14 protein-coding genes are annotated in these 15,479 nt (G+C 28.9%); 9 read left to right on the top strand and 5 right to left on the bottom strand.

All coding sequences use genetic code 11. The features are described from left to right. The first annotated feature begins 41 nt into the window (after nucleotides 1-41). Genes AVBRAN12637_RS07155 through AVBRAN12637_RS07125 form a run of 7 tightly spaced genes read left to right on the top strand, consistent with a single transcriptional unit; the run spans nucleotide 42 to nucleotide 9,082 of the window. Complete coding sequence (locus AVBRAN12637_RS07155; RefSeq protein WP_336615578.1) at nucleotides 42-1,181, top strand: efflux RND transporter periplasmic adaptor subunit; 1,140 nt, start codon at nucleotides 42-44, stop codon at nucleotides 1,179-1,181. Next, entirely contained in the window at nucleotides 1,181-4,324 is a 3,144-nt protein-coding gene (locus AVBRAN12637_RS07150) for an efflux RND transporter permease subunit (protein WP_336607331.1), read from the top strand. The genes AVBRAN12637_RS07155 and AVBRAN12637_RS07150 overlap by 1 nt, the downstream gene beginning before the upstream one ends. Then, nucleotides 4,317-5,657: a TolC family protein gene (locus tag AVBRAN12637_RS07145; RefSeq protein ID WP_214119951.1), complete on the top strand. Its 1,341-nt coding sequence runs from the start codon at nucleotides 4,317-4,319 to the stop codon at nucleotides 5,655-5,657. The genes AVBRAN12637_RS07150 and AVBRAN12637_RS07145 overlap by 8 nt, the downstream gene beginning before the upstream one ends. 7 nt (nucleotides 5,658-5,664) lie before the next feature. Then, nucleotides 5,665-6,624, top strand: coding sequence for a bifunctional diaminohydroxyphosphoribosylaminopyrimidine deaminase/5-amino-6-(5-phosphoribosylamino)uracil reductase RibD (gene ribD / locus AVBRAN12637_RS07140; RefSeq protein ID WP_336615577.1), 960 nt, complete (start codon nucleotides 5,665-5,667; stop codon nucleotides 6,622-6,624). After that, nucleotides 6,625-7,143 carry a YqhA family protein gene (locus AVBRAN12637_RS07135; RefSeq protein WP_214117232.1) on the top strand — a complete coding sequence of 173 codons (519 nt, stop codon included), beginning with the start codon at nucleotides 6,625-6,627 and terminating at the stop codon, nucleotides 7,141-7,143. A gap of 9 nt (nucleotides 7,144-7,152) precedes the next feature. After that, nucleotides 7,153-8,154, top strand: coding sequence for a uroporphyrinogen decarboxylase (hemE, locus tag AVBRAN12637_RS07130; protein ID WP_214119953.1), 1,002 nt, complete (start codon nucleotides 7,153-7,155; stop codon nucleotides 8,152-8,154). Further along, the gene (locus AVBRAN12637_RS07125) at nucleotides 8,147-9,082 is read left to right on the top strand and encodes an asparaginase (RefSeq protein WP_214117228.1); all 936 of its coding nucleotides are present in this window, start codon (nucleotides 8,147-8,149) and stop codon (nucleotides 9,080-9,082) included. Before hemE ends, AVBRAN12637_RS07125 begins: the two co-directional genes overlap by 8 nt. A gap of 119 nt (nucleotides 9,083-9,201) precedes the next feature. Here the strand turns inward: AVBRAN12637_RS07125 and AVBRAN12637_RS07120 are convergent, their stop codons facing one another. Genes AVBRAN12637_RS07120 through AVBRAN12637_RS07100 form a run of 5 tightly spaced genes read right to left on the bottom strand, consistent with a single transcriptional unit; the run spans nucleotide 9,202 to nucleotide 13,988 of the window. Further along, nucleotides 9,202-11,046 (bottom strand): transketolase family protein, encoded by a 1,845-nt coding sequence (locus tag AVBRAN12637_RS07120; protein ID WP_239803550.1) that lies wholly within the window; start codon nucleotides 11,044-11,046, stop codon nucleotides 9,202-9,204. After that, nucleotides 11,047-12,087: a DUF7488 domain-containing protein gene (locus tag AVBRAN12637_RS07115; RefSeq protein ID WP_336615576.1), complete on the bottom strand. Its 1,041-nt coding sequence runs from the start codon at nucleotides 12,085-12,087 to the stop codon at nucleotides 11,047-11,049. Next, the gene (locus AVBRAN12637_RS07110; protein WP_214117222.1) at nucleotides 12,084-12,386 is read right to left on the bottom strand and encodes a YbaB/EbfC family nucleoid-associated protein; all 303 of its coding nucleotides are present in this window, start codon (nucleotides 12,384-12,386) and stop codon (nucleotides 12,084-12,086) included. Before AVBRAN12637_RS07110 ends, AVBRAN12637_RS07115 begins: the two co-directional genes overlap by 4 nt. Further along, on the bottom strand, nucleotides 12,379-13,719 hold the full coding sequence (locus AVBRAN12637_RS07105; RefSeq protein WP_336615575.1) for a UDP-N-acetylmuramoyl-L-alanyl-D-glutamate--2,6-diaminopimelate ligase: 1,341 nt from the start codon (nucleotides 13,717-13,719) through the stop codon (nucleotides 12,379-12,381). The genes AVBRAN12637_RS07110 and AVBRAN12637_RS07105 overlap by 8 nt, the downstream gene beginning before the upstream one ends. Then, complete coding sequence (locus AVBRAN12637_RS07100; RefSeq protein ID WP_214117289.1) at nucleotides 13,716-13,988, bottom strand: NifU family protein; 273 nt, start codon at nucleotides 13,986-13,988, stop codon at nucleotides 13,716-13,718. The genes AVBRAN12637_RS07105 and AVBRAN12637_RS07100 overlap by 4 nt, the downstream gene beginning before the upstream one ends. A gap of 104 nt (nucleotides 13,989-14,092) precedes the next feature. On the opposite strand from AVBRAN12637_RS07100, the gene trxA reads away from it, so the two are divergent. Both trxA and dapB read left to right on the top strand, forming a co-directional pair. Then, the gene (gene trxA, locus AVBRAN12637_RS07095; RefSeq protein ID WP_214117217.1) at nucleotides 14,093-14,401 is read left to right on the top strand and encodes a thioredoxin; all 309 of its coding nucleotides are present in this window, start codon (nucleotides 14,093-14,095) and stop codon (nucleotides 14,399-14,401) included. A 4-nt stretch (nucleotides 14,402-14,405) separates the two neighbouring features. Next, a complete protein-coding gene (dapB, locus tag AVBRAN12637_RS07090) occupies nucleotides 14,406-15,143 on the top strand; it encodes a 4-hydroxy-tetrahydrodipicolinate reductase (RefSeq protein ID WP_214119956.1) in 738 nt (245 codons plus the stop codon). The last annotated feature ends 336 nt before the right edge of the window (nucleotides 15,144-15,479 follow it).

Below are 15,479 nucleotides of genomic sequence, written 5' to 3'. Positions count from 1 at the left end.
AATTACATCTTTAAAATTTAAAATTACAACAAGGAAAATTTATGAAAAGACTTATTAAATTAAGTTTCGTTGCTAGCTTATTATTATTTACAGCTTGCAATGACAAGGTAGAGCAAAAGCAGCAAGAAATGCCACCTTCTATTGTAGATATTAAAAAAGTAAGTTTAGAAAATGCTGAAATTTATTATCAATATGCAGCGAAATTAGAAGCTAACAAAGATGTAGTAGTTTTGCCAAAAGTATCGGGCGAGATTAAAAAAACATTATTTAAAGATGGCGATTTTGTAAAACAAGGAACAATTTTATATAAGATTGATGATGAGCAATATAAAGCTAGTTTGGATTTAGCGTTAGCTGATGTTGGTGTTGCTAAAGCAAACTACGAAAACGCTAATACTGATTATAATAGAACTAAAGACTTATATGCTAAAAAAGCAGTTAGTCAAAAAGAATTTGATACAAAAGAAGCAGCCTTTAAAAGTGCAAAAGCTAGTTTAGATAAAGCTAATGCCGCTTATAAGATAGCTAAATTAAACTATGATTATACTAATGTAAAAGCTCCATTTGATGGATATGTGCAAGCTTCGTTAGTTGATGCTGGAAGCTATGCTAATGCAAATAATACTCAATTAGTAAAAATTGTAGATCAAAATACTTTAAAAGCTACATTTTTTATATCAGATACAAATATGGAACAAATTAAAAGAAATAATAATGATTTAAAAAGCGCAAAAGCTAATTTTACTTTAAATGGTAAGACTTATGAAGGTAAAGTTGAGTTTATATCAAATTATAATGAATTAGCAAGCACTAAAGCTTATGCGGTTTTTGAAAATACTAATCAAGAATTAAGTGCAGGAACCTTTGTTAGTCTTAAACTAAGCAATATTATGCAAAATGATTCTTTTGTAATTAGTAGAGAAAATTTATTACAAGATATTGATGGATATTATGTATTTGTTAAAGACAAAAATATAACAAAACAAATTCATGTTAAAACAATTTTTGATGATGAGAAAATTGCCGTAATTGACGCAAAAACAAGTGATTTAAAAGTTGATGATGAATTGATTTTAAATAATTATAAAAAGATTTATCCTGGCGCAAAAATAGCAACTAAGGCAGAATTTGGTGCGATGATGCAAAAGCAAGCTCCTAAAGAGCAGACTAAGGAACAATAATGTTTTCTAAGTTTTTTATATATAGACCAGTATTTGCGATAGTTGTTTCAATTATAATTACTATTGCTGGTATTTTAGGAATGAAGGGTTTGCCTATTGAAGAATATCCAAATGTAACATCTCCAACGGTTAGGGTAACTGCTAATTATTCTGGCGTTGATGCAGCTACGCTTTCTCAAAATGTAGCAAGTATTCTTGAAGACGCAATTAATGGTGTTGAAGATATGATTTATATAACTTCAAGCTCAAGTTCAAGTGGTTTAATGTTTTTAAATGTTTATTTTAAGGTTGGAAAAGATCCATCAAAAGCATTAATTGATGTTAATAATAAAGTTCAAAGCGTTCAAGCAAAAATGCCTGAAGAAGTTAAAAAATTAGGTGTTAGTGTTGATGAAACTAGCTCAAATATTTTAGCTGTTGTTTCGTTTTATTCTCCTGATGATAGCCGTGATGAAACTTATCTAAGTAACTATGCTACATTAAATGTGGCTGAAGAGTTAAAGAGGTTAGAAGGTATTGGTAGTGCTGAAGTAGTTGGAGCTAAAGATTATTCTATGAGAATTTGGCTTGATTCAGAAAAGCTTAATAAATATGATTTAAATCCAGCTGTTGTAAGTGCAGCTATAAGAGAACAAAACTCACAATATCCAACAGGAACGATAGGCGATTTACCTATGAAAGAAATTAGTCCATTTGTTTATACAATGAGTGCTAAAGGTAAGCTTAGTAAGGTAAGTGATTTTGAAAATATCATAATAAAAGCACTTCCAAATGGAAATATTTTATATTTAAAAGATATAGCAAGAGTAGAGATAGGAACTAAAAACTATGGTTTTGCTGGACTTAATAATGGCAAAAAAATGGTTCCTATGATGATTAATTTAAAATCAGGCGCAAATGCTATAGCAGTAGCTCAAGCTGTGAAAGAAAAATTAGAAGAGCTAAGTAAATTCTTCCCAAGTGGTGTTGCTTATAGTATGCCTTATGATACTACTGATTTCGTAAAAGATAGTATAAGCGAAGTTGTTCAAACATTTGTTGAAGCTATTTTACTTGTTTTAATAGTTATGTATATGTTCTTAAAAAACCTTCGTGCAACTATTATTCCATTAATTGCTGTGCCGGTTTCTTTACTTGGAACTTTTGCTTTCCTTTATGTTTTTGGTTTTACAATCAATCTTATTACATTATTTGCTTTAGTTTTAGCAATCGGCATTGTTGTTGATGATGCTATTGTCGTTGTAGAAAATGTTGAGCGTGTGTTTAGAAGTGGTATTACAAAAGATGTAAAAGCAGCTACTAAAATGGCAATGGATGAAGTAACCGGACCTGTAATTTCTATCGTTTTAGTATTAAGTGCGGTATTTATTCCTGTATCATTTTTAGATGGATTTGTAGGGCAAATTCAAAGACAATTTGCAATTACTCTTGTAATTTCTGTTTGTATTTCAGGTTTTGTTGCATTAACGCTAACTCCTGCATTATGCGGTATATTATTAAAAGACCATGAAGATAAGCCTTTTTATTTAGTTAAAAAATTTAATGACTTTTTTGATTGGAGTATTAATATTTTTGGTAGTGCAGTTGCAAAAGTTTTAAGACATGTAATTCCAAGTTTAATAGTGGTTGCTATATTCTTTTATGGAATTTTTGCCTTACTAAAAATTATTCCTAGCTCTCTTGTTCCTAGCGAAGATAAGGGTGCTGTATTGGTTTTATCACAATTAAAATCTTCTAGCAACCTAGATAAAACTTTAGCCTTTAATAATAAAATCTATGATATGGTTAAGAATAATCCTGCAGTAGAAAGTATGATTTCTTTAAATGGATTTGATGTAGAGAGTTCAGCTCTTTCTCCAAGTGCTGGAATTTCATTTATTACATTAAAAGATTATAAAGATAGAAAAGATTTAGGCATTAATGGAGATAGTGAAAATTTAGCTAATACTTGGATGAAAAATATGTGGCTTGACCCTGATGGTTTTGCATTTTTCTTAAATCCACCACCGATTATGGGGCTTTCTTTAACAGGCGGATTTGAAATGTATGTGCAAAATAAATCAGGTAAAAGTTATGAAGAAATTAAAAAAGATATAGATACTTTACTTGCAGCAGCATCAAAAAGACCTGAATTAACTCAAGCAAGAACGACTTTAAACACTGATTATCCTGAGTTAAAAGTAAGTGTTGATGAGAAAAAAGCTAAAATTTTAGGGCTTAGTTTAAGTGATATATATTCAAATTTAAATTTAATTTTTGGTTCTGTTTATGTGAATGATTTTACTGCTTTAGGTAAAAATTTCCAAGTAAATGTAAGAGGCGATGAAGAATTTAGAAATAAAAGAACAAGTCTTGAAAATATTTATGTTAAAAATAGTGAAGGTAAAAGTATATCTTTAGCTAGTGTTGTTGATATTAAGCCAAGTGTAGCAGCGTTTTCAGTAACTAGATTTAACCTTTTCCCAGCTGCAAAAGTTACAGCTTCACCAGCTCCAGGATATACTAGTGGAGATGCTATTAATGCTATAGTTGAAGTATTTAATGAAACTATGAATAAAGATGAATATTCTTATGCTTGGGCAGGAAGTTCTTATGAAGAAGTAAATGCTAGTGGTAGTGGTTCTACTGCATTTGCATTAGGTATGGTATTTGTATTTTTAATACTTGCAGCTCAATATGAAAGATGGTTAATGCCACTTGCAGTAATTACAGCAGTTCCTTTTGCAGTATTTGGAAGTTTAGCAGCAACTTATTTAAGGGGTATGCAAAATGACATATATTTTCAAATAGGTTTATTATTGTTAATTGGTCTTAGTGCAAAAAATGCTATATTAATTGTTGAATTTGCTATGGAAGAAAAATATAAACACGGCTTAAATACTTATGATGCGGCTATAAAGGCGGCAAAACTTAGATTTAGACCTATTATTATGACTTCTTTAGCGTTTGGTTTTGGTATTTTACCTTTAGTATTTAGCGAAGGTTCAGGTAGTGCTGCTAGACACTCACTTAGCACAGGGCTAGTTGGTGGTATTATTATAGCTTCTAGTATATCTATTTTATTTGTGCCTTTATTTTTCTATTTACTAGAGAGTTTAAATGATAAGGTTTTTAAAAAGAAAGGAAAGCAAATTAATGAATAAGCTTTTAATATCAGCAATCGCAGCTTTATTTTTAGCTGCTTGCTCTAGTGTTAATAATTATGAGCTTAAAACTCCAAATAATTTAGATAATAATACTAAATTTGAAATTAAAGATTGGAGAAGTTTAGGTAATGATGCAAATCTTAATCGCTTGATTGAGATTGCTATGGAAAACAATGAAGATGTTAAAATGGCTATTAATAATCTTTTAATAGCTGAATCAAATTTAGTAAGTGTTGGGATTAAAAGAGAGCCTAGTATTAATCTTGGCATTAATGCAAATGAGAGATTAATTAAACACCAAAAGCCAACTTATGGACATTCTTTAGGTCTTAATTTATCTTATGAAATAGATTTATTAAATAAATTTGGTAAGGCTAAAGATAACGCTATTTATAGTGCTAATATTAGCGAATTTGATGTAGAAAATACTTATCAAACTATTGGATTTAGTATCGCAAAACTTTATTATCAAGTTGTAGCAACTAATAAAAAAATAGAAATTTTAGAAGACTTTATAAATAGCTATGAAAAAACTTTAAAATTAAAAGAAGAGCAATATAAATTAGGCTTTATTACAAAATCAGTTCTTTTACAAACTAAAGAACAATTTACTCTAAATCAAACTAAATTAAGAAGTTTAAAATTAGAAAGAGATTTGTATATTAATTCTTTAGATATTTTAGTTTATGGATTAAATCAAGAAAAAGAACCAATTAAATTTGCTAATAACTTAATAGAAGATTTTGTTATGCCAGCTACTATACCAAGCTCTGTTATGACAAATCGTCCTGATATAGCAAAAGCAATTTTAGATGTAAAAATAGCTCATAATAATGCAAAAATTGCTTGGGATAGCTTTTTTCCAACCTTTACAATAGGTGCTGGTGTTAGTTGGAGTGGAGATACACATAATGTATTTTCTGACCCTGTTGGCTCAATTACTGCTAGTTTGTTACAACCTTTATTTAATTTAGGTGATGTTGATGAGCAAGTAATTAGAGCAAATTTAGCTCAAGATAATGCAGTATTAGGCTATGAAAAAGTAGTCAAAACTGCGTTAAAAGAAATAGAAGATGCTATTTTAAAATATAATAATGCCGAAGTTAAATTAAGAGATTATGATGAAATAGTAAAACTAGAAGAAGAAATTTATGAGTTTAATAAGCTTAAATTTAATGAAGGAGAAATCAGCTTTTTAGAATTCTTAGATAGCGAAAGAGCTTTACAAAATAGCTTAATAGAGCAAATTGATTTAAAATTAGGCAAGATAACTGCAGGAATTGATGCTTATAAAGCTATTGGAGTTAAAAAACTTGAATTTAGGAAGTGATTTTTATATGAACCTAGCCTTAAAAGAGGCTTGGAAATATCAATTCTTAACTTATCCAAATCCTGCCGTAGGTTGTCTAGTATTAGATAAATACGGCAAGATTTTAAGTATTAAAGCACACCAAAAAGCAGGAACATTTCACGCAGAAAGATTATGTGTGAATGAAATCTTAGAAAAATATGGAAAAGATGCTTTAAAAGATAGTATTTTTTATGTAACTTTAGAGCCTTGCAGCAAGCAAGGTCGCACTCCACCTTGTCATGAATTATTAATAAAATATAAAGCTAAAGAAGTAAATATAGGCTCAAGTGATAGTTCTCAAAATGGTATAAATGAATTAAGACAAGCTGGAATTAAAGTAAATCTTGGGATTTTACAAGATGAATGCGATAAATTAATTGCTCCATTTAAATTCTGGCTAGATAATAAGCCTTTTGTTTTATTTAAATTAGCAATTAATCTAAATTATAACAATGAAGGTAGTATTAGTAATGAGTATTTAAGGACATATTTTCACGAAATTAGAACCAATATAGATTATTTAATAATTTGTGGCAATACTTTAAGACTTGATAATCCTATGCTTGATGCTAGATATTCTACTAGCAAAAAAGCACCTAATTTATTAGTATTTTCAAAATATTTTCAAGATTTAAATTCTAATTTTAAATCACTAAATATTTTTAAAACTAATAGAGAAATTATTTTTGGTAAAAATCCTTTAAAATTAAAAGATGAATTGCAAGAGCAAAATATTAAATTTGTAATGATTGAAGGCGGGTTTAATGCCTTAGAACTTTTCAAAAATCAAATAGATTGGTTGTTTTTACAACAAAGTAATTCTACTTATAAAAATTCAAATAACTTTAAGTTAAGTTTAAGTCCTATTTATCAAAGCACTACAAAAGATTTTTATAATAAACCACACGAATACCAACAATTCGGATTTTATGAAATAAGGGAATAAATGTTAGAAAAATATTTTGAAAAATTCCTAGTAAATTCTAGGTTTATTACAATCTTACCTGTTATTTTTGGTCTTTTAGGTGCTTTTATGTTATTTTTTATTGCTAGTTTTGATGTGTATAAGGTCATAAAAGTTACATATACTTATTATTTTTTAGGTGCTGATATTGATATTCACGAAGAAGCTGTAAGCACTATAGTTGGAGCTGTTGATTTATATTTAATGGCTTTAGTTTTTTATATATTTTCTTTTGGAATATATGAATTATTTATAAGCGATGTTGAAGAATTTAAACAATACAAACAAAGCAAGGTTTTAGAAGTTCATAGTTTAGATGAGCTAAAAGACAAGCTTGGTAAAGTTATTATTATGGTTTTAGTTGTTAATTTTTTCCAACACGCACTTAATTTAAAATTTAGCTCAAGTATGGATATGCTTTATTTAGCAATCGGTATTATGTGTATTTGCCTTGGATTATGGGCTTTACATAAAAGTGATAATAAATCTAAAGAACACTAAGGAGCAAAGATGATATTTATAGATACTTGTTTTGGAAAAAAAAGTGATGTTATGCCTATTTGGATGATGCGTCAAGCAGGTAGATACCTAGCTGAATACAAGGCTACTCGTGCTAGAGCAGGAGATTTTTTAAGTCTTTGTAAGGATTATAAATTAGCTAGTGAAGTTACGCTTCAGCCAGTGGATATACTAGATTTTGATGCAGCTATTATATTTTCAGATATTTTAGTAGTGCCACTTGAGATGGGCTTACCACTTAGATTTGAAGCAGGTGAAGGTCCTGTTTTTGATGAGATAATATCAAGTGAAATTGATGTAGAAAAATTAAATATAAATGCAGCTAGTAAATTAACTTATGTTTATGACGCTATAAAATTAACTCGTGAAAAATTAGCTTCAAATAAAGCTTTAATAGGATTTTGTGGTGCTCCTTGGACTTTAGCAACATATATGATAGAAGGAAAAGGCTCTAAAACTTATGCAAAAAGCAAAAGAATGATTTATGAAAATCCAGCCTTAGCACATAAATTGTTAGCAAAAATTACTGAAGTTTTAAAAGAATACTGCGAAAATCAAATAAAAGCAGGTGCTAATGCTATTCAGATTTTTGATAGCTGGGCTAATGCACTTGAGCCTAGTGCTTATTTGGAATTTGCTTGGAAATATATTCAAGATTTAGCAAGTTATTTAAAGACAAAATACCCACATATTGCAATAATTGCTTTTCCTAAAGGAGTAGGTGGTTTTATTGAATGTTTAGATGCAAAAATTGATGTTTTAGGTGTTGATTGGAGCACTCCACTTCAAGTAGCAGCAAAAACTCCTTATGTATTACAAGGAAATCTTGAGCCTTGCAGACTTTATAGCAAAAAAGCTATAAAAGAAGGCGTTGAAATCATAAAAGAACTTACAAAAGATAAGGCTCATATATTTAATTTAGGGCATGGAATTTTACCTGATATTCCAGTAGAAAATGTAAGATATTTAATAGATTGTGTAAGAAATGCTTAGTTTAATATCTCTTGGCGGGACAATTTCTATGCGTAATTTAGGCGAAGGAGCAATTCCTAGCCTAAATGCTGATGATTTAACAAGTTCATTTAAAGACATTAATGCAATAACTTTTAGCAATATCTCAAGTCCAAATATAACTTTTTCAATGTTAATTGAAGTTTTAAATCTTGCAAAAGAAGAGATTAAAAAAGGCTCTCGTGCTGTAATTATTACTCAAGGAACTGATACTTTAGAAGAAAGTTCGTTTTTTTGTAATTTATTTTGGGATTTAGATGAGCCACTAATTTTTACAGGTGCTATGAAAAATCCTAGCGAGTTAGGAAGTGATTATCTAGCTAATATTAGCAATGCAATTACTTTAGCAAATAGTGAGTTAGCAAGGGGTTTAGGTGTGCTTTGTGTATTAAATGATAGCGTTCATTCAGCACAATTTATCCATAAAAGCAATTCATTTAGTCTTGAAACTTTTACAAGTTTTAATCGTGGTTTGGTTGGAGAGATTAAAGAAGGTAGGTTTTATTTATTTAATAATAATTATAAAAGGCTAAAACTAAAGCCTTTAAAAGAAATTACTAAAAAAGTAGCCTTACTAAAAATGTGCCTTGATTTTGACAATGATATGCTTGAATATGCTTTAAATAATTATGATGGTTTGGTAATTAGTGGCTATGGAGCAGGGCATGTAATGGCTAGAGCTATGCCAATTATTCAAAAAGCAAATATTCCAATAATTATGACAAGTAGATGTGAAAGTGGTAAAGCAGGTCTTAGAACCTATGCTTATGCTGGAGCTGAAGTTGATTTGATTAAAAATGGTGTAATTATGAGTGAATATTTAAGTGATGTTAAGGCTAGAGCTTTATTAATTAGTGCTTTATCTTTAGGAATTACAAATATAAAAGGTATGATTGAAGAATTGATTTAAAGGCAAATAAATTGCCTTTAGTTCTGTAGTGCTAAAATTAGATTTTTATTAATTAGTGCTTATTTTTAGAAATTACAAATAGAAGAATTGATTTAAAGGCAAATAAATTGCCTTTAAACTTATAGTTTTTCTTTTATTTTTTCTGCATCAAATCCAAAATATTTAAATACATCCTTTTCTTTACCACTAGCGCCAAAACTATCCATTATGAAAAGTTCATCGCAGTATTTATATAATTCATAAGACCTTGCAGCTTCTATCCCGATAATTTTGCCTTTTAATAAAGATTTATCAAATTCTTTATCAAATAATTCAAAGCAAGGCATACTTAATACATTTATATTTTTATCTTTTGCAACTTCAAGTGCAAGTGCAACTTCACTACCACTTGCAATTATTGTAGCTTCTGCATTATCGCTATATTTTATAAAATAAGCTCCCTTGCTAATATCAGGAATACTTGTATTTAAGCTTGGAAGTGCTGAGCGACTAAGTGTGAATGCACTTGGATTATTTAGCTTTAAAGCTACTTGCCAACAAGCTATATTTTCAGCCATATCAGCAGGACGGAAAGTGTATAGATTAGGAATATTTCTAAGAGTGCTGATTTGCTCAATTGGTTGATGAGTTGGACCATCTTCTCCTACTCCTATGCTATCGTGTGAAAATACAAAAAATGCTTTTAAATTCATTAAAGCTGCTAATCTTATTGAAGGCTTTAAATAATCACTAAATACTAAAAATGTAGCACAAAACGGATGCAAACCATATCTTGCCATTGCATTTATAATTGCACCCATTGCATGCTCACGAATACCAAAAGCTATATTTTTACCACCATTTCTAATATCTGCATAATCTTTTAGATAAGTTTTATTTGATGGTGCTAAGTCTGCTGAACCACCTAAAAATGTAGGAATTTGTTTTGCTATTTCGTTTAGACAAGCGTGGTTGCTATCTCTTGTAGCGTAATTTTTACTTAAATCAAGTTTAGAAAAATCCACATTTAAATCTTTTTTGCCTTCTAAATAAGCTATAAATTCTAATTGTTCATCATTAAATTTATTTGCTTTATCCCAACTTGCAAAATACTCATCACTTCTTTTACACATTTTCTCAAAGCCATTTTTAGCTTCGCTATCTATATAAAACTCTTCTTCATTCCAATTAGCAGCTTTTTTAGCTTTTAAAGCTAGTTCAGCACCTAGTGGTGAGCCGTGAGTTTTCTCGCTTCCTTCTAATTCACAAGCACCTTTTCCAATCTTGGTTTTAGCTATTATAATGCTTGGACGCTCAGCATTTTTAGTCATTTCTAAAGCCTTGCTAATTTCATCAAAATTATGCCCATCAATAGTATAAACATCAAAGCCAACGCTATTAAATCTAGCCTTTATATCATCACGAAATGCTTGTTTTACATCGCCTTCAATACTAATTTCGTTACTATCATAAATTAATACTAAATTATTTAAATTATGAACATTTGCTAAAGAACAAGCCTCATAGCTAATTCCTTCTTGCAAATCCCCATCTCCACAAAGGCAGTATATTTTATGATTTAACGAATTATTTAGTTTGCTACTAGCAAATTTTGCTGCCATTGCGAAACCAACAGCATTTGCAATACCTTGACCAAGTGGGCCTGTATCTATTTCTACTCCGTGAGTTTTAATCTCAGGATGCCCTGCTGCAAGTGAGCCTAATTGGCGAAAATTTTTAAGCTCATCAAGACTTAAATTAAATCCACTTAAATGTAAAAACGAATATATTAAAGAACTTGCGTGTCCGCCTGAAAATACTAATCTATCACGATTTATATGATTTTTTGTATTTAGATTAATTTTTGTGCTAAGCACTGCTAAAATATCACTAAGTCCCATTGCTACGCCTGGATGACCACTATTTGCACGATTAATCATATCTACACTTAAAAATCTTAAATTATTTGACATTTTTTCTAACATTTATTTTCCTTTGTTAATTGTTATAAAGAATTGAAAATCCCCGTTTTTATTCTCGTCTTTAATATATCTTTGAATTAATATATTTAAAACACCGCTTTGTTGAATTTGTTTATTAAAATCTGCTTTAGTATTTACTATTACATTATTTACTCTTAGGATTTTATCTTTTAGCTTAAAGCCTAAATTTTTATTTGAAATTCCTATTACATTGAGATTATTATCTAAAGTTATTCCTAAAGAATTTGAAATCTGTTTTTTAACAATTGCTTTTTTTGTTGTAAATACTGGTTGTTCATATATTTTAGGACTTATAACAGAGCTTATATTAATTTCTTCATTATCTCTTAAAACTTTTAAATAAATAGTGCTTTGATTTTCTGCAAAAAGTATTCTTTCATTTAATGCCCTAAGTGATTCTATAGGCTTATCATCTACGCTTAAGATTTCATCATTTAATCTTAAGTTACTATTAAAAGTAATACCACTTACAAAATATCTATCCCCTCTTTGAGTAAATGTAGCACCAATATCGCCCCAATAAACATCATTATATTTTTTAAAATGATTTAAATAGCGATTGCCTATGAATTCTCCATTTAATAAACTAATACCTAAAACCTTGCAACAAGGAGAATTTAATAAACCAATTTTTGTATTAAAATCAAGCTTATCTCTTTCAAATAAACCTTGAGCTAGATATTTTAAATGTCCTATATATTCTTTTTTAGCATCAATAATTCCTAGCCAATCATTTCTAGTTCTTGTTGTTTCATCATCTGTGATTGGCTTTATTAAAGAAAAATCAGTCCTTACTAAATAAAGATTTAAAAATGGGTCGTATTTAATGTATGAATTTAATTTTGTATCAGGTAATTTTACTACAGCTAAAAGATTTTCATCTAACACAAAAGCAGGTAAGCCTTCGTAATTTAACATACTTGCTTTATTTTTTTCATAACATGCTAAATAATCATCAAATGTAGGTCGCTCTACGCCAAATAAGGTCGCTACTAACATTAAAGATAATGCAAGTTTTCTCATTTTCCTGCCTTAAAAAACATATCAGCCGCAGCATTTTTTGTGCTTGAACTTGCACTTTCTAATGCTTCATTTAGTGCAGAAATTAATAATATTTGCATAGATGATTTGTCTTTTAATAATTCATCATCTATTTTTATATCAATTACTTGAAATTTGCCATTTACTTTAACTTCTACCATTCCAGCACCACTTTTTGCTACAAATTCTTTATTTGCTAATTCGTTTTCAAATTCTTTAGCTTTATTTTGGACATCTTGTAACATTTCTTGCATTTTAGAAAAATCAAAATCTTTAAACATATTCACCTTTCAATCTAATTTTTTCTTCATAATTGTGTATTTCATCTAAGCATTCAAGTGCTACTTTTTCATCTAAAAATGGATATTTTACACCTTTTATTTCTTGGTAATCTTCATCACCTTTACCTAAAATCATAACACATTCATTTTTATTTTGAGCTAAAAGTGCTTTATAAATTGCTAATCTTCTATCAATTACAATATTTATATTTTTTAATTCGTTTTCGCTTAAGCCATCTATCATATCTTTAAGAATTGCAATAGGTTCTTCATCTCTTGGATTATCACTTGTTAAAAATAAAGTTTTTGCATAATGACTAGCTATTTTTGCCATAGGAGTTCTTTTGCTTTTATCGCGATTACCACCTGCGCCTAATACTACTATTAATTCTTTATGCTTCATTGCTTCTAGCACATTAGCAATTCCATCTGGAGTATGGGCAAAATCTACTATTATTTCTTTATTATATTTATTAGGAATGCTTTGCATTCTTCCCATTACCCCTGCATAATTAGCAATAGCATTAGTTAAATCATCTTTAGTAGGTTTTACTAATTCATTAACACAAGCAAAAGCTGCAAGAAGATTATAGATATTAAATAAGCCTTTTAAAGAAGAGCTAATCTCATAAAGCTCATTTTTAACAGCAAAAACTGCTTCAATACCATCAATTAATGTATAAGCTTTTACACTATATAAAGCAGGATTTTCTATACCATAAGTAATAGCACCTTTTACATTATAAGAAAATTTATAAGCATCTTGATTTATTATTTTTAAGCATTCATCTTGAAAAAAACTTGCTTTACAATTTGCATAATTTTCAAAAGTTTCGTGAAAGTCTAAATGGTCTTGAGTTAAATTAGTATAGATTTTAGCAGCGAATTTCATATCTCCACAGCGATTTTGTGCAATTGCGTGAGAGCTTACTTCCATTACAAAATATTCGCAATTATTTAAAGTTGCAATTTGTAAATACGATAATAATTCTAATAAAAATCCTGTTGTTAAAGATTTTGCCGCAACTTTTTTATCATTACAAAATGCCCCACGAGTTCCACATAAAAATACTTTTTTACCTAAATCAAGCAATATAGAATAAATTGCAGCAGCGGTAGTGGTTTTACCATTTGTGCCTGTTATACCTATAATTTTTATATTTTCATTGATTTTTAAAAGTTCTCTTGCTTTTGCTTCGTTAATTACTAAAGCACCTTTAGATTTTGCATCGTTTTCGTATTTGGAATTTGAATTAGTTAGTAAAAAATAACAACCTTTTTCACATTCATTTGAATTATCTGTTATGTAAGAATTATCTAAATTAACTTTCATAGTTTTTCAAAAGCTTCCTTTCCACCTTCAAGATTTATTAGCGAAATATTGCTATCAATTTGTTCTTTTAAAGCCCTTTCAAGCCCTAATTTTAAAGTGGTATTTGCAGCAGCACAACCATGACAAGCACCAAGTAATTTTATATAAACAACCCCGTTTTTAACACCCAAAAACTCCAAATCACCACCATCATTATGAAGTATGTGAAGCTTTGATTTTAGGACATTTAAACAAGGTTCAATTAATTCTTCATCACTAAATATCATAATTTTTCCTTATTGTAATTTGTGTTATTGTGCTTTAATAAAATAAATATTCATTAACTAAGTTAGATGATAATTTTTATTTACAAATATTTTTTTAGGAGAATAAAATGGCAAAAGAATTAACAAGTGAAAATATTAATTTAGCTAAAAAAGGCGTTGCTTTAGTAGATTTTTGGGCACCATGGTGTGGACCTTGCAGAATGCTTGCACCTGCTATTGAAGAATTAGCAAATGAATTTGAAGGTAAAGCATTAGTGGCTAAAGTTAATATTGATGATTGTGAAGAATTAGCTGCTGAGTTTGGAATTCGTTCAGTTCCTACTATGTTATTTTTCAAAAATGGCGAAATAGTTGATACAGTAATTGGTGCTCAAGCAAAACAAGCTTTAGCTGATAAATTAAACTCACTATTATAATAAAATGATAAATCTAGCAGTATTTGGGGCAAATGGTAGAATGGGTAAGGAGCTAGTAAAACTAGCTTTGGCTGATGAGAATATTGATTTGGTATATTCTTTTACTAAGGAAAATAATGATTATAATGAGCTTTTTAAAGCTAATGTTATAATAGATTTTTCTACTCCTGCTGCTAGTGTTGAGTTACTTGAAAAAGCTAGCTTATTAGATAATCCACCAGCTTTAGTTGTTGGAACTACTGGGCTTAAAGATGAATATTTTAAAAAAGCTAAATCTTATAAAGGTAAGTTTTTTTGGGCTTCTAATACTTCATTGGGTGTTGCAATATTAAATGAACTTACGAAAATTGCTGCACTTGCTTTAAAAGAATTTGATATAGAAATTTATGAAAAACATCATAAACATAAAGTTGATGCTCCTAGTGGAACAGCTCTAACATTAGCAAAAAATGCACTTGAAGCTAGAAATAAAGCTTTAAATAAAGAGCATAAGATTTGCTTTAACAGAGAAGGCAAAAGAGAAGATAACGAAATAGGTTTAGTAAGCCTTAGAGGTGGAAGCGTTGCAGGGTATCATAGCGTTGGATTTTATGGAGATGATGAAAGTATAGAATTAATTCATAATGCAAATTCTAGAGTAATATTTGCTAAAGGTGCTATTAATGTAGCAAAATGGCTTATTACTAAAGAGAATAAAAATTATTCTATGAGTGATTTTGTAGGTGAATTATTAAATAAGTAATTATAAAAATATATTTTATTTTTAAGATTGCTTATAAAATTTACAATTAGTATTGCTTAATAACGAATAAAAATAATACCTTTAAACAATACAGGTTCAAAATTTATAATCGTTATTTGAGCTTAATTTTTACAATATAAGTGATTTATAAAAAGGGCTTTTGCTTTATAAAATGTTTTTAAAATCCTTAAAATGTAATTTAATAATTTTTGTAAAACCTACTAAATAGATTTTAAAATCAATTTATGTGTTAAAATTGATAGAATTTTTTATTAAAACAGATATTAAAATTTTTAAGATTTAAGCTAAGATTTTTTAAAGCTTCACAAAATAAAT

The sequence above is a fragment of the Campylobacter sp. RM12637 genome (genome assembly GCF_020137645.1).
Lineage (GTDB): Bacteria > Campylobacterota > Campylobacteria > Campylobacterales > Campylobacteraceae > Campylobacter_E.
Note: the sequence above shows the minus strand (reverse complement) of the source record. Positions and strands in the feature narration are given on the sequence as shown.